The 25,678-nt window shown below is 62.9% G+C and carries 21 protein-coding genes and 1 riboswitch; of the genes, 15 read left to right on the forward strand and 6 right to left on the reverse strand.

The features are described 5' to 3' along the window. The first annotated feature begins 40 nt into the window (after positions 1-40). Together AC07X9_RS21230 and AC07X9_RS21235 are read left to right on the forward strand one after the other, a co-directional pair. Positions 41-1,141: a purine nucleoside permease gene (locus AC07X9_RS21230; RefSeq protein WP_017181999.1), complete on the forward strand. Its 1,101-nt coding sequence runs from the start codon at positions 41-43 to the stop codon at positions 1,139-1,141. Positions 1,142-1,451: 310 nt separating this feature from the next. Next, entirely contained in the window at positions 1,452-2,534 is a 1,083-nt protein-coding gene (locus AC07X9_RS21235; protein WP_031309815.1) for an IS5 family transposase, read from the forward strand. An 81-nt stretch (positions 2,535-2,615) separates the two neighbouring features. Here AC07X9_RS21235 and AC07X9_RS21240 read toward each other — a convergent pair whose 3' ends face one another. After that, positions 2,616-4,190 carry an adenosine deaminase family protein gene (locus tag AC07X9_RS21240; RefSeq protein ID WP_086486455.1) on the reverse strand — a complete coding sequence of 525 codons (1,575 nt, stop codon included), beginning with the start codon at positions 4,188-4,190 and terminating at the stop codon, positions 2,616-2,618. 218 nt (positions 4,191-4,408) lie between these two features. On the opposite strand from AC07X9_RS21240, the gene AC07X9_RS21245 reads away from it, so the two are divergent. Genes AC07X9_RS21245 through AC07X9_RS21265 form a run of 5 tightly spaced genes read left to right on the forward strand, consistent with a single transcriptional unit; the run spans position 4,409 to position 10,850 of the window. After that, complete coding sequence (locus tag AC07X9_RS21245; RefSeq protein WP_017182398.1) at positions 4,409-6,931, forward strand: DUF1592 domain-containing protein; 2,523 nt, start codon at positions 4,409-4,411, stop codon at positions 6,929-6,931. A 10-nt stretch (positions 6,932-6,941) separates the two neighbouring features. Continuing rightward, entirely contained in the window at positions 6,942-8,282 is a 1,341-nt protein-coding gene (locus AC07X9_RS21250; RefSeq protein ID WP_017182399.1) for a DUF1552 domain-containing protein, read from the forward strand. Further along, positions 8,275-9,642, forward strand: coding sequence for an ankyrin repeat domain-containing protein (locus AC07X9_RS21255; RefSeq protein WP_017182400.1), 1,368 nt, complete (start codon positions 8,275-8,277; stop codon positions 9,640-9,642). Before AC07X9_RS21250 ends, AC07X9_RS21255 begins: the two co-directional genes overlap by 8 nt. A 27-nt stretch (positions 9,643-9,669) precedes the next feature. After that, a complete protein-coding gene (locus AC07X9_RS21260; protein ID WP_026002260.1) occupies positions 9,670-10,167 on the forward strand; it encodes a c-type cytochrome in 498 nt (165 codons plus the stop codon). Between the two features lie 53 nt (positions 10,168-10,220). Further along, on the forward strand, positions 10,221-10,850 hold the full coding sequence (locus AC07X9_RS21265; RefSeq protein WP_017182402.1) for a cytochrome b/b6 domain-containing protein: 630 nt from the start codon (positions 10,221-10,223) through the stop codon (positions 10,848-10,850). 16 nt (positions 10,851-10,866) lie between these two features. On the opposite strand, the gene AC07X9_RS21270 is transcribed toward AC07X9_RS21265, so the two are convergent. After that, the gene (locus tag AC07X9_RS21270; RefSeq protein WP_017182403.1) at positions 10,867-11,331 is read right to left on the reverse strand and encodes an Lrp/AsnC family transcriptional regulator; all 465 of its coding nucleotides are present in this window, start codon (positions 11,329-11,331) and stop codon (positions 10,867-10,869) included. Between the two features lie 117 nt (positions 11,332-11,448). On the opposite strand from AC07X9_RS21270, the gene alr reads away from it, so the two are divergent. The 4 genes from alr to AC07X9_RS21290 all read left to right on the forward strand — a co-directional run bounded on the left by alr (position 11,449) and on the right by AC07X9_RS21290 (position 14,729). Next, a complete protein-coding gene (alr, locus tag AC07X9_RS21275) occupies positions 11,449-12,582 on the forward strand; it encodes an alanine racemase (protein ID WP_017182404.1) in 1,134 nt (377 codons plus the stop codon). Next, positions 12,579-13,835, forward strand: coding sequence for a D-amino acid dehydrogenase (locus AC07X9_RS21280; RefSeq protein WP_017182405.1), 1,257 nt, complete (start codon positions 12,579-12,581; stop codon positions 13,833-13,835). Before alr ends, AC07X9_RS21280 begins: the two co-directional genes overlap by 4 nt. Before the next feature lie 18 nt (positions 13,836-13,853). After that, positions 13,854-14,198, forward strand: coding sequence for a RidA family protein (locus AC07X9_RS21285; RefSeq protein WP_017182406.1), 345 nt, complete (start codon positions 13,854-13,856; stop codon positions 14,196-14,198). A 255-nt stretch (positions 14,199-14,453) separates the two neighbouring features. Beyond that, on the forward strand, positions 14,454-14,729 hold the full coding sequence (locus tag AC07X9_RS21290; RefSeq protein WP_017182407.1) for an HU family DNA-binding protein: 276 nt from the start codon (positions 14,454-14,456) through the stop codon (positions 14,727-14,729). Between the two features lie 69 nt (positions 14,730-14,798). Here AC07X9_RS21290 and AC07X9_RS21295 read toward each other — a convergent pair whose 3' ends face one another. From AC07X9_RS21295 to AC07X9_RS21305, 3 genes are all read right to left on the reverse strand, one after another. Then, on the reverse strand, positions 14,799-16,823 hold the full coding sequence (locus tag AC07X9_RS21295) for a M3 family metallopeptidase (protein WP_017182408.1): 2,025 nt from the start codon (positions 16,821-16,823) through the stop codon (positions 14,799-14,801). Between the two features lie 144 nt (positions 16,824-16,967). After that, positions 16,968-17,630, reverse strand: coding sequence for a thiaminase II (tenA, locus tag AC07X9_RS21300; RefSeq protein ID WP_286867756.1), 663 nt, complete (start codon positions 17,628-17,630; stop codon positions 16,968-16,970). Positions 17,631-17,644: 14 nt separating this feature from the next. Then, positions 17,645-19,789, reverse strand: a complete 2,145-nt coding sequence (locus AC07X9_RS21305) for a TonB-dependent receptor (RefSeq protein WP_241763614.1) — start codon at positions 19,787-19,789, stop codon at positions 17,645-17,647. After that, positions 19,780-19,907: riboswitch (TPP riboswitch) on the reverse strand. Its footprint overlaps the gene before it by 10 nt. Before the next feature lie 190 nt (positions 19,908-20,097). Here AC07X9_RS21305 and AC07X9_RS21310 point away from each other — a divergent pair. Next, entirely contained in the window at positions 20,098-21,273 is a 1,176-nt protein-coding gene (locus AC07X9_RS21310; protein WP_244917277.1) for a carbohydrate porin, read from the forward strand. Here AC07X9_RS21310 and AC07X9_RS21315 read toward each other — a convergent pair. Further along, entirely contained in the window at positions 21,270-22,508 is a 1,239-nt protein-coding gene (locus AC07X9_RS21315) for an MFS transporter (protein WP_017182412.1), read from the reverse strand. The genes AC07X9_RS21310 and AC07X9_RS21315 overlap by 4 nt on opposite strands. Positions 22,509-22,689: 181 nt before the next feature. On the opposite strand from AC07X9_RS21315, the gene AC07X9_RS21320 reads away from it, so the two are divergent. From AC07X9_RS21320 to AC07X9_RS21330, 3 genes are all read left to right on the forward strand, one after another. Further along, entirely contained in the window at positions 22,690-24,159 is a 1,470-nt protein-coding gene (locus AC07X9_RS21320) for an aldehyde dehydrogenase (protein WP_086486368.1), read from the forward strand. Between the two features lie 8 nt (positions 24,160-24,167). Then, positions 24,168-24,572 carry a hypothetical protein gene (locus tag AC07X9_RS21325; RefSeq protein WP_241763616.1) on the forward strand — a complete coding sequence of 135 codons (405 nt, stop codon included), beginning with the start codon at positions 24,168-24,170 and terminating at the stop codon, positions 24,570-24,572. Between the two features lie 148 nt (positions 24,573-24,720). Beyond that, a complete protein-coding gene (locus AC07X9_RS21330; protein ID WP_017182414.1) occupies positions 24,721-25,659 on the forward strand; it encodes an AraC family transcriptional regulator in 939 nt (312 codons plus the stop codon). Positions 25,660-25,678 lie beyond the last annotated feature (19 nt).

A 25,678-nucleotide genomic window follows, 5' to 3' on the forward strand; every position in this document is an offset into this window, starting at 1 on the left:
TCGGCGCCTTCCATAGCTGATTGGTTATAAGGGACGTTTCATGCGCCTTCTGTCTTATGTCGCGACACTGGCGAGTGCGACCCTGCTCATTGCCGCGCCAGTCCCGGCCTGCGCCGCGCTGCCTTCGGGCGTCGAGGACTGCCTGCCCGGCAAAGCCTGCGCCCATCCACTGCCAGTCCGGGTCGTTATCGTGTCGCTGTTTGAAATCGGCGAGGATAGCGGCGACAAGCCGGGCGAATTCCAGCTGTGGAAGGAACGGCGGCATCTCGATACCCGTATCCCTTTCCCCCAGTCCCATCATGACCTTTATTATAATCCCGATACCCAGATACTGGGCATGGTCACGGGCATGGGCAATATAAAGTCGGCGACTGCGACGATGGCGCTGGGTCTCGATCAGCGGTTCGACCTTTCCCACGCTTATTGGCTGGTCGCGGGCATTGCGGGCATCGATCCGCAAAATGCCTCCATCGGCTCGGCTGCCTGGGCGCGCTATCTGGTGGATGGCGATCTCGCCCATGAAATCGACGCGCGGGAAATTCCTGCCGACTGGAAAAGCGGCTATTTCCCGCTGCACAGCAAAGGCCCCAATGATCCCAGTCCGCCCGTGGGCCAGGGCGAAATATTCGAGATCAACCCGGCGCTGCGTGACTGGGCCTATGACCTGACCAAGGATTTGGCGCTGCCCGACGATCCTTCGATCCGCAAGGAACGGGCGCGCTTCACCGACCATCCCATGGCGCAGCGCCCGCCCTTCGTGCTGAAGGGCGATCAACTGGCAGCCATGACATTCTGGCACGGCGCGCGGATGACCGACTGGGCCAATGACTGGGTGAAATATTGGACGCAGGGCAAGGGTGAATTCGTCACTTCCGCCATGGAGGAAACCGGCACCTATCAGTCGATCGTCTATCTCGACCGCATCGGCCGGGTGGACAAGCAGCGCTTCATGGTATTGCGCGCGGGCAGCAACTTCACCATGCCCCCGCCCGGCGACAGCGCCGCCCATTATCTGCTGACCGAAAATGAAGGCTATGCCGGTATGAACGCCGCGCTCGAAAGTCTCTATCTGGTGGGCTCCAAGGTGGTGGACGAGTTGATCGATCATTGGGATCGCTACGAAAAGACCGTCCCGCAATAGCATGGCGCTTTGCGTTATCCGCAATGCCGACGTGCTGGTCTGCATGGACGATCCCCGGTTGGGAGATTGTCGACGGAGCTGCATCACTGGCATCATGAGCGGCATATTGTCACCATTGGCGCGCTATTCCTGATCCTGCGCGGTTTCGCGCCAAAGATCGGCGCGCATGACCGCTGCCGCGCTGGTTGCGGTCACCCTGAACCTGATCGTGCCCGATCGGATTAGCGCGGCATAGCTGGACACCTCGAAAAACTCTGGCGTTTGATCGGCGGATTTGATTCACTTCGTCGGCGATGCGTAGGAGGCGATGATGGCAAGTCAGCCTGGTTTCTTCGATCTTTCGGACCGGTACGATGCGCTGAGCGCGGCGGGCGATCCGCTGGAGCGATTAGCGGCAGTTGTGGATTTCGAGGTTTTCCGTGGTCCGCTGGTGGCAGCGCTTCGTCGCTGCGTTCGCGGCAAGGGTGGGCGACCGCCCTTTGATCCGGTGCTGATGTTCAAGATTCTGGTTCTACAGGCGCTCTATTCGCTGTCGGACGAGGCCGCCGAGTTTCAGATCAAAGACCGGTTGTCATTCCAACGGTTCCTGGGCCTTGGGCTCGATGGCACCGTGCCGGATGCGACCACGGTGTGGCTGTTTCGGGAACGCCTGGTAAATGCCAAGGCCATAGACAAACTTTTCGCTCGCTTCGACGCTGCCCTCAAGGATCGGGGCTATCTCGCCATGGGCGGGCAAATCATCGACGCTACGGTCGTGCAGGCACCCAAACAGCGCAATACCGAAGCGGAGAAAGCAGCGATCAAGGAAGGCGGCGTGCCCGAGGGCTGGAAGCCGGCCAAGACCCGGCAAAAGGACCGTGATGCGCGCTGGTCGATCAAGTACAGCAAGGCCAAGATCAAAGAGGGCGCCGATCCCAAGGCGGCTAGGCCGGTCGATCTGGCCATCCCGATGTTCGGGTACAAGAATCATATCGGCATCGACAAAACCCATGGGCTGATCCGCACCTGGGATGCCAGCGCCGCCAATGCCCATGACGGCGCACGGCTGCCGGTTCTGATCAGTAAGGACAACACTGCCTCCGGCGTCTGGGCTGATACCGCCTATCGATCCAAGAAGAACGAGGCGTTCCTGGCCAGTGGCATGTTCACCAGCCACATTCACCAGCGGCGTAAACCGCGGCGAGCGTTGCCTGAGCGGATCGCCAAGGCCAATACCCGGCGTTCCAAGATCCGCGCCCAGGTCGAGCATGTGTTCGCCGGGCAAAAGAACCGCATGGGGCTGGTCGTGCGCACCATCGGCATCGCCCGCGCTACCATCAAGATCGGCATGGCCAACTTGGCCTATAACTTCCAGCGCTTGGCCTGGCTCGAAGGGCGAACTGCGCCTGCTTGATATGAACCAAGCGCCACCGACGGTAAATCCGGCCACTGCGGCACCGGCAATATCGAAATCACCGACAAATACGCTGCAACATCACTCCTTCCACGCCGCCTCAATCCGCACCGTCGACCCTACACGCAAATCCAGCGGTTCTTCGAGGTGTCCAGCTTCGAAGGCCTGGAGATCGCGCTCCAGTCGGGCTTGCGCTGCCGCTTTCACATTTTTCGCCAGCCATGCGCCGCATCCTGGCGCATCCATTGACACGCACGCCGCAGCCCGCGCACCGCCCGGCCTGTCCTGCCACAGGCTGTCGCCCGGCAGGAAGCTGTAATGCAGCCCGTTACGCACGATCTGCTTTAAATCCGCGTAGCGCAGCCCCTGTTCGGTGACGGCGCGCAGATATTCATTGGTCATGTCACTGCGCGACACGCCTTCATCGTCGGTCGAGAGTACCACCGGCACGCCCGCTTCCCGGTATAGCGACAGCGGATGATCGCTGCCCTTCACGCCCAGTATGACCGCGTTGCTGGTCAGGTTGATCTCCACCACTACCTGATCGCGCGCCATCTGCGCCAGCAGCGCGGGCGCGTCAGTCTCATAAGCGATGTCGATGCCGTGGCCGATCCGCCTGGCACCCGCGATTTGCACTGCATCGCGAATGTGGAAGCTCAGATCGCGCGAAGGAACCAGACCCAATGTCAGTTCGCCCGCATGCAGTGACAATTGCACCTTGGGATGGCGCGCTTTGAGGAACGCGATCATCTGCATATGCAGCGCATAGTCGCGCACCGCCACCGGATCATGCTCCGGCGCGGCGATATTGACGCCGACAAAACGCGGATCGGCATCGGCCAGGGCAAAGCCGAAGGCGAGTTGCGCGAACACTTGCGCCGGTGGATTGGTGCGGATCGCCGTGTAGAGATAGCGCATCGCCACGTCGCAGGCAGGTTCGCGATCGGCCGTTCCGCATCCGTTGAACTTCGCACCCTGCGCATCATAGCCGTCATAATCGGCCCTCGCGCTGGCAACCGCATCCGGCAATAGCGGCGCGATCCTGGCGTAGAGCGCGGCAAGATCGCTGGCGTCGGCATCGGCCATCTTCATGCCCAGCAACCAGCCTGCGCGCGCGCCGCTGCCCAATTCAACATAGGAGACATGATCCGCAGCCGCCTGCCTGCGGGTCAGCGCCATCGCTTCGCCGACATGGCGACTATAGGCCGGGCCAAACGCATCGAAGGTCGCGAAGAAGCGGTCATAGCCCGACACTTCCGGGTCGCCCACGCCCGCCTCGAAACCGCGGGTGGAAAAGGCGTCGATCGCGCGCGAATAATGGGGATAGGTGCGCTCCAGCCCGGCGGCCGGGATATGTTCCGGCGGCGTACAGGGCGGTTCGACGATATGATACGTGACGGTCGAGATACACAGGCCGTCCGCGGCTGCCCAGCGAAGATAATCCTCCGCGAAATTGGCGCCGCCAGCATGATTGTGCAGGTCGCCGCCCTTGGGCATGGCCTGAAGGAAGATGCGCAGGCGCGGACTGCTATGCACGATCCGATCCAGATAGGCTGCCGTGCGCGCCTCGTTGGACAAGGCGGTGGCTGGGGTTCGCGCCACGACCGGCCCGGCGCCAACCATCAGCGCCATCAACAATGCAGCCACCCACGTCATAGCAATCCCCTGTTTCGCGGCCTTTCTGGCGACGAGGCCCAGGATGTTCAATGACGATATTGCGGACATCGCGTTGCCAAAATCAGAGCGGCGGGCGGAGCGGGCAGAATGGCGGGGCCATCCCGCGGGGTGGCCTAATTTTGCGATTCATCCGTCCCGTTAACGGCAATGGACGCAACGCGGAATCCGCAATAGGCCCGCGCTCACACCCGATTTGCATGCAAACGGCGGACGATGGGCCGCCGATCGTCATGACAAGGGGAAAGGGGACGGCGCATGGCCGCCTGCGGGACATGGGATCATATGTGATGGGCCTGAACTGGCATCCGACCTTGCCCAGTTGCATTCTGGCGCTCAGCGCGCTGGTCGCCACGGCGTCGGTTCTGGCGCGGCCGGACGAAGCAGAGCAGCCGCTTGTTGTAGAAGCTTTCGCAACGCCCGAAGCGACCCCGGCCATTTTGGGCGACTATTGTTCGCGCTGCCATAACGACAATGACAAGGTCGCAAACCTGTCGCTCGATGATGTGCGCAATGGCGATCTTTTCCATGGCAGGAATATGGAGATCTGGGAAAAGGTGCTGCGTCGCACTCGCCAGGGCGAAATGCCGCCGCTCAACAAGCCGCAGCCAACAGCTGCCGCCAGAGCCGCTTTCGTCCAGTGGCTAGAGAGCGGACTGGACGCCTATGCCGCAAAGCATCCCGATCCCGGCCGCGCGACGATCCGTCGCCTCAACCGGGTCGAATATGCCAATGCGGTGCGCGACCTTCTGGCGCTCGACGTCGATGTCAGCCGGGAACTGCCGCAGGACAATTCGGGCTATGGCTTTGACAATATCGCCGATGTGCTGAGCGTCTCACCGACGTTGATGGACCGCTATATCGCCGTCGCGAGCAAAGTTGGCCGCCTGGCGACGGGCCTGACGTCCCGGCGGGAATTCGTCACATCCTATGAAGTACCCAAGGATGGATCGGTCATGAATGGGGGCCGCCCTGCCTATAATGAGCGCGCCAGCGACGATCTGCCGCTCGGTTCGCGCGGGGGCGGGGCGTTTACCTATTATGCCCGCTATGATGCCACCTACGAGATTAGCGGCTGGCTGAACGCCAATACGAACAATGAAACCGACCGCCAGCCAGAGGATAAGGTCAGCGTCCGTGTGCCGCTGAAATCCGGGGCACATGTCATCGGCCTGTCCTTCCGGCGCCAACTGGCGCCCGACGAGAGCGTCCAGACGCTACGCAATGATCTCGACAAGGTGCCGGTGCCGACCGCGGCGCCGGTCATGCTGCCAATGGATGTCTCGGTTGATGGCGTTCGGGTCAAAACCGTTAACGTGCGGTCCTATCGCATGTCGCCGCGCTATTCGCAGCAGAATTTCCCGCGCGACGTCCTCCAGATCGACGTGGCCGGGCCATTTTCGCCAAAGGGTGTCGGCCGGACCCCCAGCCGCGATCGCATCTTCATCTGCAAGCCCCGGCGGGCCAGCGCTGAAGCCGCTTGCGCCCGGCAGATCGTCGGGGCGCTGGCCCGCCGTGCCTATCGTCGGCCGGTGAACGACAATGACCTGACGCCGCTGATGCGGGTCTATGCGACCGAGCGCGCCCAGTCCGATTTCGAACATGGGATCGAGGCAGCCGTCGAAGCGATACTGGTCTCACCCCATTTCCTGTTCCTGGTCGAGCAGGATCCGGTAGGCAGCAAGCCGGGCGGCGTTCGGCGCCTCACCGACCTGGAACTCGCGTCCCGCCTGTCCTTCTTTCTTTGGAGCAGCATTCCCGACGATACGCTGCTGTCGCTGGCCGAAACGGGCCAGTTGCAAAAGCCCGGCGTCATGGATGCGCAGATCACCCGGATGCTCGCCGATCCGCGCGCGCAGGCGTTGACGACCAATTTCGCAGGCCAGTGGCTCTATTTGCGTAACCTGGACCAACAACGGCCCGATATCAGCATATTCCCCAAATTCGATACGCGCCTGCGCCGTGCCATGGCGCAGGAAACGGAAATGTTCTTCACCTATGTGTTGCGCACCAATCGCAGCCTGCTGGATTTCATTGCGGCGGACTATACCTTCCTCAACCAGCGGCTGGCCGACCATTATGGCATTGGCGGGATCACCGGCACCGCCATGCGGCGCGTCACTCTGGACCCGGCCTCCAATCGTGGCGGGTTGCTGGGGCAGGCGAGCATCTTGACCGTCACTTCCTATGGCAATCACACATCGGTGGTGAAGCGGGGCAAATGGATTCTCGACAATCTACTCGCCGCCTCACCGCCGCCGCCGCCGCCCGACGTGCCCGCATTGCAGGAAAAGCATGACGGTCGCCTGCTGACCGCGCGCGAGCAGTTGGAACTGCATCGCAAAAGCCCGGCCTGCGCCGCCTGTCATGTGAAGATGGACCCGCTGGGCTTCAGTCTTGAAAATTTCGATGCGATCGGCGCCTTTCGCCAGAAAGATGCGGGCCAGCCCATCGACGTATCGGCGCGGATGCCCGACGGCACCCAATTTGCCGGCCTGTCGGGGTTGAAGCGCATCCTGCTCAGCCAAAAGGACGAATTCGCCAGCGCCTTTACCGAAAGGCTGCTGACCTATGCGCTGGCCCGCGGGGTGGATGCGCGCGACATGCCGGCCATCCGCACCATCACCCGCAGCGCCGCCGCAGATGGCTATCGCATCCAGACCGTCATCAAGGGGATCGTACACAGCGCGCCCTTCACCCTGCGGCGAACAACTGGTCAATGAGGGCAACGCGATGATCATCCTGCGTAAACCGCTTAGCCGCCGAACCCTGTTGCGTGGCGCTGGCACGGCCCTGGCGCTGCCCTTTCTGGAGGCGATGATGCCATCGGCCAAGGCGGCCGATGTCGCATCCCGGCCCAAAAGGCTCCAGATATTCTATTCACCCAATGGCATGATGATGGACCAGTTCATGCCATCATCAGAGGGGCCGGGCTTCATCTTGCCAGCTACGCTGGAGCCGCTGGCGCCGCATCGCGCGCAGATCAGCGTCATCACCGGCCTTGGCCATCCCAGCGCGGCGGCGATGGGGGATCGTCCGGCGGGGCATGGCCGCTCTTGCCCCGCCTTCATCACCGGCGTCCATGTGAAACAGACCGAAGGCACCGACATACGCTGCGGCATTTCTGTCGATCAGGCCTATGCCGATCATCTGGGCGACGCGACCCAGCTGAGTTCGCTCGAACTGGGTATCGATCAGGCCAGCCTGCTGGGCAGTTGCGACATCGGCTATAGCTGCGCCTATACCAATGGCATCAGTTGGCGCAATCCTACCGTCCCGCTGCCCGTCACCGCCAATCCGCGCGACGTGTTCGAGCGACTTTTCGGCGATGGCGACGCGCTGGACGCCAAGAGCCGCCTGGCCCGGCTACGGCGGCAATCGAGCATCCTGGATTTCGTGATGGACGATAGTGCGCGCCTGAGCGGCGCGCTGGGGATGGAGGATCGCCGCAAGCTCGACGAATATCTGGAAGCGACCCGCGACATTGAACGGCGCATCCAGCGCGCGATCGCGTCGGGCGGTGGCGCGCAGAGTGCTGATCTGGAACGACCGGCGGGCATTCCCGACAGTTTCGATGCGCATGTCCGCCTGATGATCGACCTACAGGTGCTGGCGATGCAGGCCGACATCACCCGCATCGGCAGTTTCATGATCGGCCGGGAACTCAGCAACCGCACCTATCCGGAAATCGGCGTGCCGGATTCCCACCATATGCTCAGCCATCACGGCAATAGCCCGGAGAAAAAGGCGAAACTGGCCCGTATCAACCGGCATCATATGGAATATTTTGCTTATTATCTGGAACGGATGAAGGCGGTGAAGGACGGCGAAGGATCGCTGCTGGACCGGACGCTGGTGCTGCGCGGGTCGGCCTTTGGCGATCCCAATGAACATGACCATATGGATCTGCCCATCATTGTCGCGGGCGGGCTGGTACCGGGCGACCGGCATGTTGTGGCGCCAAAAGGGACCACCATGTCCAATCTGCTGCTGAGCACGCTGCAGGTGCTGGATGTCCCCGCGACCCGCTTTGGCGACAGCGACGGCCCGTTCAAGGCGCTGGCCAATGTTTGATCGCGCATGCCTGGGTGTCGCCCTGCTGGCGCTGATGGCGGGATGCGGCATCGCGCAGGCCCGCGCGCCGCAGAGGGATGATGGGCTGGCGCGCGCGATCGTGGCAAATGACGTGGCGGCCGTTCAGGCTGCACTGGCCGACAGAGCCGATCCGAACCAGAAGCTGGCCTTCGGCGCGACGCCGCTAGGCTGGGCAGTCAACACCCAAAATCCCGCGATTGTCGCCGCGCTGCTGGCTGGCGGCGCGACCGTCGATACTGCCGATCAGGATGGCGTGACGCCGTTGGCGCTCGCCTGCGAACTGGGCGATCCGGCCATATTGGCGCAGTTGCTGGATGCGCGCGCCGATGTGCGCGGCGCACGGGCCGATGGCACAAGCGCGCTCGCCATTTGCGCCCGCTACGGTCCCGCAGAAGCCGTCGACCGCATGCTCTCCTTGGGCGCGGCCCCGGACAGTGTCGACAGCCGTGGCCAGACGCCCCTTATGTGGGCCGCCGCGGCGGGCCGGACTGTGGCGATGGCCCTGTTGCTGAAGGCTGGCGCAAACCCCAATCGCGTGTCGAAGGGTGGCTTCACGCCCCTGTTCTTCGCGATCAAGAGCGGCGTAGTCCCCGCTACGCAGATCATGCTGGCAGCCGGTGCGGACAGCGCCCATCGCGGCCCGGAAAATAGTAGTGCAGTCCAGCTTGCGCTGTACCAGAAAAATTACGGGGCCGCCGTCCTGCTAGTGCCGCATGGCGCGGACATAGTGGAGCGGGATCGGACCGGCGAGCAGTTGCTTCATGGCGCAGCGGCGGGAGGCGATGCCGAACTCATCCGATTACTGCTGGCCAAGGGCGCTGATCCCAATGGCCTGACCGGACCGTCGCGGATCACCTGGGTGACCGAAGCCAATTTCGGCGTTCCCCCGCCGTCGGTACCACCCACGCCCCCGTTGCTGATTGCTGCCGCCAATGGCCGCAAGGATGCCATGATGCTGTTGCTGGCCGCAGGGGCCGATCCGCGCTTCGTCGCGGCGGATGGTACCAACGTCGTGCTGGCAGCGGCGCGTGGGGGCAGTGCGGCGACGCTCGACTATGCCCTGTCTCTTGCGCCGGTCGTCGATATAGCGGGGAAAGATGGCATGACCGCGCTCCACCTGCTGGTTGCCGGCGGTGTCCAGCCAGAGCTGGAAGCCATGCTGCACATTCTGGCTGCTCGCGGTGCACGCACCGACATTCCCAGCAAATATGGCAAGACCGCCGCGCAAATGGCGGACGGTGGCCTTACCGAAGTGAAGCAGATTTTTCGCGCGGTCTTTCCCGACAAGATGTCGGTGAAGATGGCGGGTGCCGCGCCGCAGACCGTTCCTGACCATTGACAGCCAAACCGCAAGGTAGAACATCGCATGACCATATCGCCGTCTTTCCGTCTCCCGACGCTCGCAATGCTGGGGCTTCCGCTCATCATCCTGCCCATGCTGGCGCAACCGCTGACAGCCGCGCCCACCTCAGCGCCTGCGCCCAAGGCGGCGATCGCTGCGCGCCAGGCAGGCTACAAGAAGATGGGCGCGGCGATGAAGGCGCTGAACGATCAGCTCAAGAGCGGCGCGCCGGTAAAAGCCACGATGGTTGCTGCGGCCCAGACGATCGCCGCCACGGCGCGGGAACAATCCCGGCTGTTCCCGGCGGGCAGCGGCCCGACGGCGGGCCTATCCACCGACGCCTTGCCGAACATCTGGACCGATCGCGCGACCTTTGATGGACAGATGGCCAAGCTGATTGCTGAATCGGGCAAGCTGGTCGGCGTCGTCAATGGCGGCAATATCGACGCGATCCGCGCACAGGCCAAGGCGACCGGCGGTACCTGCGCCGGCTGTCATCGCCAGTTCCGCGCGGACAATTGAGCGACTGCGCCGTGTCGACTGACGCGCCATCCCTTCGTTCGCTTGTCTGGGATATGTATATCCGGCTGTTCCACTGGTTGCTCGTCGCCCTTTTGACCTTTTCCTGGTGGAGCGGCGAACAGCATGAAATGGAATGGCACCGCCTGTCGGGCTATGCCATCCTGTTCCTGCTGGTTTTTCGTATCTATTGGGGGTTTGTGGGCAGCAGCACAGCCCGCTTCGGCCAATTCGTGCGCAGTCCCCGCTCGGCCTTCACCTATCTCCAAACGCTCCGGACACGGCCCTATCGTGCCACGGCGGGTCATAATCCGGTCGGTGGCTGGAGCGTCCTGCTGATGATCGTCAGCCTGATCGCCATGGTGACGGCTGGCCTGTTCGCGGTGGATGTCGATGGCCTCGAATCAGGGCCACTCGCCGACTATGTCAGCTTCGATCAGGGGCGCCTGGCCGCTGATCTGCATGGATTGTTGTTCAACCTGCTGCTCACGCTCGTTGCGCTGCACATTGCCGCCATCCTCTATTATCTGCTGCGCCTGCGCCATAATCTGATGGGCCCGATGATCCATGGCCGCAGCACCATATATATGGAAGGCGCGGCCGATCTGCCCGTCGGATCACCGTGGAAAGCGCTTGTCGGCCTGCTCATCGCCGCTGCCTGCACCTGGGCCATCGGTTTTCGCTAAGCGGCGCGGCATCGCCTTAGCCCTTGCTGCGGCGCGGGCGCAGCGCGTCGCGCATGGCGATGCTGGAATTGATCCGGGTCACGCCGGGCATCCGCGACAAAATTTCGCTATGGATGCGCTCATAGGCATCCACGCTGTCCGCTTCGACACGCAGCCAATAATCGACGGCACCGGTCATCAGAAAGCATTCGCGGATTTCCGGACATTGGCGCACCGCATGTTCGAAGCGGGCAAGATGATCCTCTGTCTGTCGATCGAGCGTCACCTGGACCAGCACGTTGACCAGACTGTTGTCGTCCCGTCCGCCTGCGACCACGGTATAGCCGCGAATATAGCCCTGCGCTTCCAGCTGCCGGATGCGTCGATGGCAAGCCGACGGCGAAAGGCCGACCTCCGCCGCAATTTCCGCATTGGATCGCCGCGCGTTCAGTTTGAGCAAGCGCAGAATCGCGCGATCCACATTATCGAAGGACATGGCCATATGTGCAAATCCATTGAAACATTGTGCGATATAGGCGCTAAATATCGAATAATCATCTGCTGATTGCGTAGATATTCGAACAAACGTGATTTATTGTACTTCGACGTAGGAAGGGGAATGGTCTTGCAGCATGGAACGGCGGGACGCTTGTGCATCGACCTTGGCGCGCTGGTGGCCAATTATCAGCTGATCGCGCAGCATGTCGCGCCCGCTACCGTTGCTGGAGTGGTCAAGGCCGACGCCTATGGCCTGGGCGCCGTTCCGGTATCCGCTGCCCTGTACGCCGCAGGCTGCCGACATTTCTTCGTCGCTCATTTATGCGAAGCGGCGATCCTGAAACCGCATCTGCCGATCGATACCACCCTCTACATCCTCAATGGGCTGCCGCTCGGCGCGGAAGGGGATTGCGTTGCGGTCGGCGCGGTGCCCGTCCTCAATTCTCTGGAACAGATTGATAGCCGGGCCGCCTTGGCCCGCACGATGGGCCGCCCCTTGCCCGGAGTGATTCAGATCGACAGCGGTATGGGTCGCCTGGGCCTGACCCCGGATGAGCTGGCGATCCTGCGGATATCGCCGGAGCGACTGGATGGTATCGACCTGCGCCTTGTCATGACGCATCTGGCCTGCGCCGATGATCCCGACGACGGGTTCAACGAGCGGCAGCGTACCGCTTTCGATGCCATCGCTCGCCAGTTCCCCGGCGTCCCGCGCTCGATCGACAATTCGGGCGGCGCCATGACGCCGGGCGTGGGACATGGCGACATCGTCCGCGCCGGAATCGCCCTTTATGGCGGCGCCCCCCATGGCCAGCCCAATCCCATGCGGTCGGTCATTGCGCTGGACGCCTATATCGTTCAGCTGCGCACCCTCGAAGCAGGGGCAGGGGTCGGTTATGGTCTGACCCATCGGTTCGATCGGCCTGCGCGCGTTGCGACTATCTCCGTGGGCTATGCTGACGGCTGGCCGCGTCATCTCAGCAATCGTGGTAGCGCCTGGATTGGCGGCGTGCGCGTGCCCATCGTCGGGCGGGTGTCGATGGACAGTATGGCGCTCGATGTCACGGACGTGCCAGACGCCCTGCTCCATGCCGGAGCGCCGGTCGAACTGATCGGCCCGCACCAGACCATCGACGATGTCTCGGCGCAGGCCGATACGATCAGCTACGAAATATTGACCCGGCTGGGCAAGCGCTATGCGCGGACCTATCTGCCCGCGTCGGTCGCTAATCCAGACAGGAGTATCATGGCATGAAGGTCGTTATCCTGGGCGGCGGGGTCATCGGCGTCACCTCCGCCTGGTATCTCTCGCAGGCAGGGCATGAAGTCGTATTGATCGATCGCCAGAGCAGCGTGGCGCAGGAAACCAGCTTCGCCAATGCTGGCGAAATCTCGCCCGGTTACGCATCCCCCTGGGCCGCGCCTGGCATCCCCGCCAAGGCGCTGCGCTGGCTGTTCATGCAGCACGCGCCGCTGATCCTGCGCCCCAATGTGGACATGGCCATGCTGCGCTGGATGATCGCGATGCTGGGCAATTGCAACGCCGCCGACTATCGCATCAACAAGGGACGGATGGTGCGGCTGGCCGAATATAGCCGCGATCAGCTGATTGCCCTGCGCGCCGCCACCGGCATCAGCTATGACGAGCGCCGTCAGGGCACGCTGCAACTTTTTCGCGAACAAAAGCAACTCGACGGCATCGCCAAGGATATTGAGGTGCTGCGCGCCGATAATGTGCCTTTCGAGGTGCTGGACCGCGCCGGCTGTATCGCCGCCGAATCTGGCCTTGCCGCCAGCGCGTCCTCCATCGCGGGCGGCCTGCGCCTGCCCAATGACGAGACGGGCGACTGCTTCAAATTCACCAATGCCCTCGCAGACATGGCGCGGGCGCGCGGCGTCCAGTTCCTGATGGGCCGCACCATCAAGGGGCTGGCGCGCGCAGCCGGGCAGATCACCCATGTCGTCACCGACGAAGGCGACGTCACCGGCGACGCCTATCTCGTCGCCATGGGCAGCTTCTCGCCCTTGCTCCTGGCCCCACTTGGCATGCGGCTTCCGGTCTATCCGGTGAAGGGCTATTCCATCACCGTGCCGATCGTGCGGCCCGATGCCGCGCCGGTCTCGACACTGCTCGATGAAAGCTACAAGGTTGCGATCACCCGGCTGGGCGACCGCATCCGCGTGGGCGGCATGGCCGAATTGTCGGGTTACACCAATGATCTGCCGCAGGCGCGCCGCGATACGCTCGACCATAGCGTCGGCACGCTGTTCCCCGGCGCAGGCGACCTCAGCCAGGCAACATTCTGGAGCGGGTTGCGACCGATGACGCCTGATTCCACCCCGGTAATCGGCGCGACGCCAATCGACAATCTCTTCCTCAACACGGGCCATGGCACGCTTGGCTGGACCATGGCCTGCGGATCGGGACAGGTCATCGCCGACCTGATCGGCGGCCAGACCCCTGCCATCGAAACCGCCGACCTGGCTCTGGCGCGTTATCGTCGCTGATTTTCAAGGAGAAGCCTCATGACCATCACCCGCATCGAAACCGGCCCGCGCATGAGCGAGGCTGTCATTCATGGCGATACCGTTTATCTGGCGGGCCAGGTTGGCGAAGGCGACAGCGTGACCGCCCAGACCCAATCTGCGCTGGCGGAAATTGAGCGTCTGCTGGCGCTGGCGGGCAGTAGCAAGGCGCATATCCTGCGCGCTACGATCTGGCTCGCCGACATGGCTGATTTCGCCGAAATGAATGCGGTATGGGACGCCTGGATCGCAGAGGTTGCAGCGCCCACACGCGCGACCGGCGAAGCGAAACTGGCGACGCCCGATTACAAGGTCGAAATAATCATTACCGCCGCGCGCGCCTGAAGCTGGCGCAGGAGATAGGCCGGGGGCCATGGCAAAGCCCCCGACATGCCTGTCAGTCCAGAGTCGATGACGAATGCGCGAAACCACGCGGTCCACGTCCCCTGGCCCGCCCGAAACCTGCGCAAAGGGGCGCAACGGCATGAAAATCGGCCAAAACTGCCCGCAAAGCCCAAGTTTGCGCAACGTGGCATATGGACCAGCGCCTCAGCCTTGGTTATGCGGGCATGGCAATAACTCCCATACGGAAGGCATTTTATGAACAATAGCGATCTGGCCGACGGCATTGCCGCGGCGAACGGCATCACCAAGGCGGATGCTCGCAAGATTGTCGACGGTGTTTTTGCCGCCATCGCCGATGCCGCTGCCAAGGGTGAAGAAGTGTCGCTCAATGGCTTTGGCAAGTTCAAGGTGAAGGACTCGCCGGCGCGCGAAGGCCGCAACCCCTCGACCGGTGCGACCATTCAGATTGCTGCGTCGAAGAAACTCGGCTTTACCCCGGCCAAGGCGGTCAAGGACAAGCTCAACGGCTAATTGGCCGAACCGGCGTCTCTCGCAGGAGCGACGCCGGTTATGCATTACTTTTGTGGATGATACACGGCCTTACGCCGCCAGTCCCAGCGCGCGCAGCAGGGCGGCGGAATCGGGTTGACGTCCGCGGAAGGCGACAAAATTGTCGATTGCCGGGCGCGATCCGCCGCGCGCCAGAACATGGTCGCGAAAGAGGCCGCCCAGCGCGGCGCGATCTGCCTTATCCTCGGCAAAGGCTTCAAAGGCGTCGGCCGACAGGCGTTCGGCCCACAAATAGCTGTAATAGCCAGCGGCATAACCGCCCGCAAAAATATGGCTGAAACTGTGCGAGAAGCGGTGCCATGCCGGAGGGTGGATCACTGCCACATCCTGGCGCACGGCAGCGACAATCTCTTGCACTGTCGGGCCATCCTCTTGCGCTGCCGACTGGTGCAGGCGCAGATCGAACAGGGCAAATTCGACCTGCCGCAGCAGCGCCACCGCGCCCATGAAACGCCGCGCCGCCAGCATCCTTGCGATCATGGCTTCGTCCAGTGGACGGCCGCTTTCCTCATGCGCGGACACGCGCCGCAACATCGCGGGTTCCCAGGCGAAATTCTCCATGAACTGGCTGGGCAGTTCCACCGCGTCCCATTCGACGCCGGATATGCCACCGACAGATGGCACATCCACCTGCGTCAGCAGATGATGGAGGCAATGGCCCATTTCGTGGAACAGGGTCACCATTTCCTGATGGGTCAGATGCGCCGGGCGATCCGCGCTGCCGCTGGCGAAATTGCACACCAGATAGGCGATGGGAATGTGCACCGTCTCGGCTTCGCGCAAGCGTGGGCGACACACGTCCATCCATGCTCCGCCGCGCTTGCCAGCGCGAGCGAACAGATCGCAATAGAGCGCGGCTATCGGTGCGCCATCGGCATCATGCACGGTGAAATAGCGCACATCCTCATGCCAGACCGGCGCGCCGTCGGCCGGTCGGATGTCCACCCCGTACAGTTCGGTGACCAGCGCAAAGAGGCCGTCCAATATGCGCGCGAGCGGCAGATGTGCGCGAATTTCCGCCTCGTCCAGGGCATGGACCGCGCGCCGCATTCGCTCGGTCGCATAGGCTATATCCCAAGGCTCCAACCGGTCGATACCCAGTTGCGCCTGCGCGAATTTCGCCAGTTCGGCCAGTTCCCGCTCCGCATGTGGGCGGGCGCGTCGGGCAAGATCGACCAGAAATGCATCGACTTCTTCACCATCGCGCGCCATTTTGGTGGAGAGCGACAAGGCGACAGGGTCGGCATAGCCCAACAGCCCCGCCGCCGCCTGCCGCAACGCCAGCAACTGTGTAATCCGGTCGCTATTGTCGAACTGCCCGGCATGAGGCCCCTGATCGGAGGCGCGGGTGCCATAGGCCTCATAAACGGTGTGCCGTAGATCGCGATCGTCGGCAAAGCCGGTAATCGCGCGCACCGACGGCGCGTGAAGATCGATCAGCCAGCCATCCAGGCCCTTCTCCTCCGCCGTGCGGGCCATGGCGTTGCGGTCGCTTTCCGGCACGCCTGCCAGTCGGGCGGGGTCGGTGACGTGCAGCGTCCAGGCTTCGGTCGCGTCCATGACCGCATTGGCAAATTCGGTCGCCAAACGTCCCTGTGCCACGCTGTTGGCGGCAAAGGCCTCCCGCTCCGCGCCGTCCAGGCCCACGCCAGACAGCTCAAACCCTTGCAATGTCAGCGCTAGCGCGCGTGCCTGCGCTTCGTCCAGCCCGTCGCGCGGGATGGCGGCCAGCGCGTCATAGAGCGCGCGATCTTGCCCGACTTCGGCAAAATAGCTGTCGATCATCGGCTGCGCGTCGCCATGCGCCGCGCGCAGTTCGGGCGTGTTCGCGACCCCGACCAGATGGGACACGGTCTGCCATACCCGCGACAGGGCGGCATCGGCGCGATCCTTGGCCAGAAATATCGCATCATAGCCTTGCGCGCTGGCACAGCGCCGCATCGCCGCGCGATGATCGGCAATCGCCGTTTCGACGGCGGGCAGGATGTGGTCGGGCCGAATGTCGCCAAAACGCGGGAGCAGGCCGGAATCGAGCAGGGGGTTCGTCTGTGTCATGACGCTTCTTTACACAGGGCAATATGCCCTGTCTGCCCGCATCCACTCGCTTGATCGAGGCGAACGCCCAGTCCATCCGCCGCAACATGCCGGACGCCAGAATGGCCATGCTCCCCCCGCTTGGGCCAGCGGACTATTGGCGGATCAGACCGGCCAGCTTTCCAGGCGCCAGGCCGAATCCCAGAACATCCACTCATAACGGGTCGCGTTGCGGAAGGCGCGGGCCATGGCGTCGCGCACCGCCGGAGTCGTGGCGGCGGCCGCTTCGTCCACCAGCGCGCGAACCCGGTCGGTCGCCGCGCCAAACCCGGGATCGGCATAGGTTTCGATCCATGGCGCATAGGGGTTGGGACTGACGGCGCGTGGCTTGATGGCGCAGCCGACTTCCCAATAGACCCAGAAACAGGGCAGGATGCCAGCGACCAATTCCTCATAGCTGCGGGTCGCGGCCAGGCTGGCGAGATAGCTGGTGTAGCCAAGGCAGGAGGGGGTTGGCTCGGCACCCTGCGCTGTGGTTGCGCTGACGCCGAACTGAGCGAAGAAGGCCTGATGCAGCGCTTCTTCAACCTGCACCGCAACTTTCGCGCCGTCGGAAAATTCCAGCCGCCCTGCGGCACTGGGCGCGCGGGCCGCGGCGATCGCCAATGTGCGGGCATATTCAGCCAGATAGAGGCTGTCCTGCACGATATAATGTTGGAAGCTATCGCGTGGCAATGTTCCGTCTGCCAGCGCGGTCAGGAATGGATGGGCCAGGATAGCCTGCCGCAACGGGGCGACGTCTGCCCAGATCTGATCGCAAAAGCCCATCGCCATGTCCTTCGTCAAAAGCGCACGGATGCGCTGGCGCCAAATTGGCGGCCGGTGTTGATGGTGAAACTGTCGAACGGTCCATCAGGGCCAAGGCCCAGCAGTAGCGGCAATTGCTGCTGGCCAAAAGCCGAGATCGCCCAGCGTTTGTCGAGCAGGTTCTTGGCCCAAAGGTCGAACGTCCATGCCCCGTGGCTGACGCCTATACGCCCATCAACCGAGGTGTAGCCAGGTGAATGAAGGATATTGTCGATCTCGAAATCGACGCGTGAGACATAGGCGACACTAAGCCGAACATTGACAGTCGCAGGTCCGGCCGCACCCTGCCAGCCAATGCCGCTGTTGATGGTCCAGTCGGGCGCGTTGGGGGTGCGCTTGCCGCTCATGTTCAGGATAGCGGGTTCACCTGGTTCTGGCGTGGGGTTGGGCGTGAAATAGGTGCTGGTGCGGCTGTGGGTCCAGGCCAGCCCACCATCCAGGCTGAAGCCCGCGCCCAGCGCCGCCTGCGCCGACGCTTCGATCCCGTGGACATCGACCTGTGGCACCGACAGGACGACCGAATTGCCAAGGAACACGGTGTTCTGGAAGTTGTCATAGTCAGTGATGAAGCCCGCGAGCGACAGGCGAATACGCCCATCCGCGCTCTCACCCTTGACGCCCGCCTCGACCGAGCGGGTGGTTTCGGCCGGGAACACGGCCTGCCATACATCGGTCGGGCCGGGCAGGGGGTTGAAGCCGCCCGCCTTGAAACCGATCGCGCCAGTGACATAGGCGGTCAGATGATCGGTCGGGCGCCAGGCGAGGGACAGTTTGGGCTGCCATTTCTCGAACGTCCGGGCACGTTGCGCGACCGTCGTTCCACTCGCAGTACCGACCGTATCTTCCTTGCGCCGGTCGCGGTCATAGCGCAGCGCCAATGTGGCTTCGACCTGTGGCGCAATGTCGTAGCTCGCCTGCCCGAAAACACCGATCTGGCTGGAGCGGGTTTCCGCGCGCAGCGCTTCGCTGCCGAACAGCAGCGGCCCGAAATCATCGGTCCGGTCGCGCTCCAGCCGTTGGTAGAACAGGCCGACATGCCAGCGCAGCGGCCCATCGCCGCGCGACGTCAGACGGGTTTCGCTGGTCCAGGCTTTTATATCAACAGGTTGGGAGATGGGTTGAATACCATCCGGGAATAATGGCGCGCCGAACAGCGTCAATGGCTTGTCGTTGCGAAAATCCAGTTCTTCAACGAAATCCTTATGATAATCGTCATAGCCGCCAGTCCATGTGAAGAGCAGCCCGTCACCCGCTTCCTGTTCATAGCTGGCCTGCGCGCCCCACCATGTACGCGATGCCCGCCCTTCAAAATCCCCGAACGGGTCGGTCAATGCCGCACCCGACAGTCGCCCGCCATAAAGGCCAGTAACATTGCCCGATGAAATATAGGCCGCCCCGCCTTCTTCGTTGGCCCAGCCCAGGCGAAAGCGGAACGTAGCGGTTTCGTTCAGCGCGACCTTTGCCTTCAGGCGCAGATTGCGGCTGATGCTGCCATCGACCTTCTTGTCCAGAAAGCTGTTGCGGATGAAGCCGTCGCTGTTGCGATAGGAACCGGCCAGGCGCAATTGCACCTGTTGCGACACCGGGGCGTTGACCACGCCATCGGCGGTCCAGGTCAGGCCGTTGCCGATCCCGACGGCTGCTTCGCCGCCCCAGTCCGGGCCGGGATCGTTGGTCGTCATGGCGATGGCCCCGCCCGATGCCGACCGGCCGAACAAGGCGCCCTGCGGCCCCTTCAAAATCTCGACCCGCGCCAGATCATAGGGGCGCAGCGTGAAGAGTTCGGAATCGGGCAACGCCAATCCGTCGACAATATAGGCGATAGAGGGCGATTGGCTGCGGTTGGTGGATACGCCCCGCACGGATATGAGGTTGGTGCCGGGATCCTGATCGTTGATGATGAAGATGCCGGGCGTTGCCGCGATGAAATCGTCGATCGTGGTCAGGCGCTGCGCGGCGATGGCGGCGGGACCATAGACGGCGATCGTGTCGGGCACCCGGATTTCGGCTTCTGCGCGACCACGCGCGGTGACGACGATGCTGTCGTCCGCATGGGCGTAGCCTGAACCCAGTAGCAGTGCGATCGATATGGCAGGCGACATAATGGCGTAAAGACGCATATCCCTATTCCTCCGCCGGTGTGAGCCGGATCAGGTTCGCGGGTTTGCAGACTGGACGCCCCCTGCGCCCGATCCGCCTCTCAGCCCTGACAGCGCCAGGACACCCCGTGGGTTGAAACTGTCGGTGCGCCTATGGCGTCCTGCACCGGGCGTCAATCGATGGCTGAGGGTCTGGCGCATATTCATGCTGAAATGGGGTCGGTTTTCAGTCGACTATGGCGTCTGGCGAGGATCATCCGTTATCGACGCCGCAGCCCGACCTTTATTCTTCCTGTTGCTATGACCTGCGTACCGGCCCTTTTACCATCATGATGATCGCCCCCTTTCTGTTGCTGGCCGCTGCGGCGGATGATGCGTTGCCGCGGCGACCCCATTCGCACATCCATGCGGCGGGAGAGATTGACGAGACGCAGGGGCCGGTGCTGCTGGAGGTCACCTATACCGGCGAACTGATGGCCAATGTAGCGGGCGGATTGAAGCGGCGCGCGCGCTATCTCGATAATCTCGACATAGTGCTGGAGGCCGATCTGGAGGCGACGCTCGGTTGGCGCGGGGCCGAGGCGCATGTCTATGGCCTCTACAATAATGGCGCGTCGATCTCCAACGCGGTGGGGGATGTGCACGCAGTCAGCAATATCGAAACGGGGACGCGGGCGTTCAGACTATATGAAGCCTGGATCAACCAGACGATCGCGCCCGGCCTGTCGCTGAAGGCAGGATTATATGATCTCAACTCGGAATTTGATGCGCTCGATGCCGCTGGCGTTTTCGTCGGCAGCGCGCATGGGATCGGCAGCGATATTTCGCTGACGGGTCGCAATGGTCCGTCGATCTTCCCATCGACATCGCTGGCCGCGCGTGTCGAATGGCAGCCGGCCGAGGGCTGGGCTGTGCGCGCGGCGATATTGGACGGGGTACCGGGCGATCCCGACCATCCTGCCCGCACCGCGATCAAACTGGGTAACGGCGATGGCGCGCTGCTGATCGGTGAACTCGACGTGCCGATTGCCGGCGCGCGACTGTTGCTGGGGCATTGGCGCTACACAGCGACGTTCGAAGCCTGGGATGGAAGCATGGGGCGGGGCAATGCCGGGGTCTATCTGCGTGGGGAAATGCCGCTGATGAGCGATGGCGATGAGAAGGTGGACGGCTTCTTCCGGCTTGGGACGTCAAGCGGGCGGTTCAATATGTTCGACCGGTTCGCCAGTCTGGGCGTAAAATGGACAGGCGCGGTGAACGGGCGGCCGGAGGACGAATTTGGTCTGGCGGTGGTGACCGCCTCCACATCCCCCGATTATCGCCGAAGCAGTGCCGCGCAGCGCACTGAATCGGTCGCCGAAATCACCTATCGTGCGCCGCTGTCGCCATGGCTCACGGTGCAGCCCAACCTGCAATATGTCCACAATCCCGGCGCTGACCCGACCATCCGCGACGCCTGGGTCGTCGGGCTGCGCTTTGCCATTGGTTCGCGCCTGATCGACTAGGGGTGATCGCATCCGGACTGGCCAGCGCGACGTGCGGCGGGCAGGGCGAATGTGATCAGCAGGCAAAGCGCCATCGGCAGGATCGCGAACAGGAAGAAGGACCCCGGACCCGCGCCGTTGCCGATCAGCCAGCCACCGGCCAGCGGCCCGCCTATGGCGCCGATACGGGCGACTGCGACGCCAAAGCCAATGGCGGTGGCCAGACAATCGGGCGGAAAGACGCCGGTGACGACGGCCATGATGCACAGATGGACCCCGACAATGCCGCCGCCCGCCACCAGCAGCAGCAGGTTGGTCGACAAAGTCCCGGTAGACAGGATCGCCAGCAGGGCGAAAGCCGCGATGATCGTGACATAGGCACCCGCCAGCGCCAGCACGGCATGGTTGCGATCAATCAGCCAGGCGAGCGCCAGAGCGATGACCAGTCCACCCGACTGGATGATGGTGATCGATCGTGCGGCCTGATCCAGCGTGAAGCCCGCCTGCGGCAGCAGGGTCGGCGTCCAACTGATGATAAGATAGAGGCCGAAAGCATTGATACCATAGAGTAATGCAAAAACGATCGTCGGGAATCGGAGTGGCCTGCGCAATATGCGGGCAAGTGGGCGGACAGCGCGGGCGTCAGTTCCGGGCTCTGCTTTCTTTTCGGGGGGAAATAGCAGGAACAGGGCGAGCGCAAGCAGCAATGTCGCTGCGCCCGGCAACAGGAACAGCGCGCGCCAACCGCCCAGCGCGATCAGCGGCGGCGCAATCAGGCCCGCGACGATCGCGCCAAAGGAGATGCCGAGCGATACGATCGTCAACGTGCTTGCGCGTCGCCCCGGCGGCGCCCAGATCGCGGCCAGCGCAGTGACGTTGGGCAGGCATGCGCCCAGAGCCAAGCCAGTCAGCAAGCGCCATATGATGAAGCTGGCGATGTTCGTTCCGCTGGCCGTCGCCATGGTCAACAGGCCGATACAGATGACCGAGAGGGTGATCATCCGGCGGCGGCCGAAGCGATCCCCCAGCGGCGCCAGCAAAACCGCGCCGACGCCCAGGCCCAGCAATACCGCCGAAAGGGCAAAGCCGAAGCGGGCGGGCGGAATGTCGAGTGCCTTTGCGATATGGGGCAACGCCAGCGGCATCGCCGCCAGATCATAGCCATCGACGAACAGGACCAGCCCGCACAGGAGCAATGACAGGATCAGCCGCGGGGTAAAAGATGGCGTTATGCCCATGTCCTGCGGACGGGTCATGGATCGGCGTTCCTCTCTGTGGGCATTGCGCAGCGCTTATCGTAACGAATGATATAATTGGTTGGCGCCACCCCAGCCTGTCAAGCGCTAAAAAACGAGCGAACGGGTTGCGATAATAATAACGACCGTTATAGTGTGCCGCTGAAAAGGCGTAGTGCGCCAGCCAGGAAGAGGATAGACCATGGTTCCCGACAACATCCATATCGCCCACCCCGACAAGCTGTTCATTGGTGGCGCATGGGTCGAATCGACGGCTGACCGGATGATCGAAATCGTTTCGCCCAACAGCGAGGCGGTTATTGCCCGCGTCGTCGATGGGACCGAAGCGGACATGGACCGCGCCGTCGCTGCCGCCCGCACGGCGTTCGATGATGGCCCATGGTCCACCATGGCGCCTGCCGAGCGTGGCGCGATCGTGCGGCGGATGGGTGAAGAATTGGGCAAGCGCGCGCCTGAACTGTCCGCCGCCTGGACGGCGCAGGTCGGTGGCCTCGCCAGCTTTGCGCCAATCATGACTGGCGGTGCGACCGCAACATTCATGGCGATCGCAGGCTATGCCGACAGCTTTCCCTTTGTCGAAAAACGTCCGGCGAGCCAGGTCCATACGGCGATAGTTGCGCAGGAACCCGCTGGCGTTGTCGCCGCGATCGCGCCCTGGAACGCGCCCTATGGCATCATGTCGTCCAAGGTCGCCTATGCCATGGTTGCAGGCTGCACCGTCATCATGAAGCCGTCGCCGGAGACCCCGCTGGAAGCCTATATCATAGCCGAAGCGGCGGAAGCGGCAGGGGTGCCGGCCGGCGTGGTCAATCTGGTCGCGGCGGGACGCGACGCATCCGACCATCTGGTCCGCAACCCCGGCATCGACAAGGTGACCTTCACCGGATCGACGCTGGCGGGCAAGCGGATCGGCGAGGTCTGCGCCGGGCGGGTCGCGCGTTGCACGCTGGAACTGGGCGGCAAATCGGCAGCGATCGTGCGCGACGATTTTCCCATAGAGGTCGCCGCTGCGATCCTGGGCAACACCATCACGATCATGAGCGGACAGGTTTGCGCCATGCTGTCGCGTGCGATCGTGCCGCGCCATCGTCATGACGAACTGGCCGACGCCATTGCAAAGGTGATGCAGGGCATCCGCATCGGCCATAGCGATGCGCCCGATACACAGCTTGGCCCGGTGGCGATGAAGCGCCAGCTTGAACGGGTGGAGGAATATGTCGCGCTGGGTCGCGCAAGTGCCGATCTCGTGACCGGCGGCAACCGGCCTGCCCATATGAACAGCGGCTATTTCATTGAACCCACCCTGTTCGCGAATGTGGATAACAAGAGCCGCATCGCGCAGGAGGAAATTTTCGGCCCCGTGCTGTGCCTCATTCCCGCCGATGATGAGGAGGATGCAATCCGCATCGCCAATGACAGCGCCTTTGGCCTGAATGGATCGGTGCTGACCAATGACGCCGATGCCGCCTATCGCATCGGCCGTCGCATCCGCGCAGGCGGATTTGGGCAGAATGGCATGAAGATGGAGTTCGGCCTGCCTTTTGGCGGCTTCAAGCAATCGGGGATCGGGCGCGAGGGCGGGGTGGAAGGCCTGCACGCCTATCTGGAAACCAAGACCATGTTGCTCGACGCCACGCCCAGCGGCTTTTGAGCATAATCGTGCTGGATGCGCAGGGGCGGGGGCAGGGGGCCGCCTATACCGCCGCACGTATCATTTATGGGGGGTGGTTCCTGTTTTCGGGGGTAGAATATTTCACCCCCTTCGATCTTCAGCCGCTGGGCAACACGCCGCTGGCGCAGGAATTCACCCTGGCGCTGATCCACAGCGGCTTGTTCGCCTGGATCAAGATCATGGAGGTGATCGTGGCGCTGCTGGTGCTGGCGAACCGCGCGGTATTGCCTGCCGCGCTGGCCAGCGTGCCGCTCAATGTCGTGATCGGTTACTGGAATTTCGTGCTGGATCCGGGCGTAGTCGAATATGCGTTCGGCATCGTCACGCTATTGCTCAACGCCATCCTGCTCTGGCCATGGCGCAGGGAATTGATCGGCCTACTGCGTTGGTAGCCTGTGATATATCGGCCATATTGCCAGTTTCGTATGCTTGGGATACTTTTTCGTCCTGTGGGATGACTCGCTGACGACCAGCAATAGCGTCGCGGTGGGCGAAGAGAGGGATGCAGGGCATGGCTCATGATGTTCTAGATCGTGTGGAGTGCGTCCGCTGAGCGCGGTCGAGCGTTTTTCCACCCGGCTGGTGCCGCCACCGCGTCGCCAGCGTTTCTGGCGAGAGGTCGTTGCCGAAGCCTTCCCCGGCATGACCGCACACGCGCCCGAAGGCATCAAGGCGGATCTGGCGCGCTGGTCCCTGGGCGGCGTGGGGCTGGCGCGGGCACGCAGCGAACGGGCGCAGGTCAGCCGGATCGCGACCGATGGAGAGGAACGGCATCTGCTGCTCCATCTGCTCCATCGCGGGTCGGTGACCATGCTGCACGGCGATCGCAGCAGTATTGCCCGCGTGGGCGACATCGTGATCGCCGATGACCGCCACCCCTATTCCATCGACATTTCGCAGTATAACGACTGCCTGATCCTGCAAATACCGGTTGCGATGATGGGCGATGATATTGCGGGGCGCGACTGGCATGGTTGCCTGTTGCCGTCCACCAACCCCCATGTCCTGTTCATGGCCCATATGCTCCACGGCCTGTGGTCGCAGCGCGACCAGTTTGATCATCTGGATGACGATGCCGGGATATTGCTGGCCGATGCGGCGCAGATGATGTGCCGTCGCAGCACATTGGAAAGGCCATCCATCCATCAACTGCGCTCGCCGATTGAATATGCGCTGGAACATCTGGGCAATCCCGACCTTGGCACGGCGCTGATCGGCCAGGCGCTGAACCTGTCGCCGCGCGCCGTGCAGAAAAATTTCGTCCGTCAGGTCGGGCTGACGCCGACCGCCTTCATCACCGTGCGACGCCTCGAACGCGCCGCCGCGTTGCTGGCGTGCGATGATGGACGCACGATTACCGACGTTGCGTTCGAAGTCGGTTTTAACGATTCCGCCTTCTTCACCCGCTGTTTTCGCAAGCATTTTGGCGTCGCGCCGAGCCAATGGCGAAGCACCAACGGGCGTTCGCTTGCGTCCTGATCACAGGTTCGTCTGAATC

The organism is Sphingobium sp. GW456-12-10-14-TSB1, from assembly GCF_059424385.1.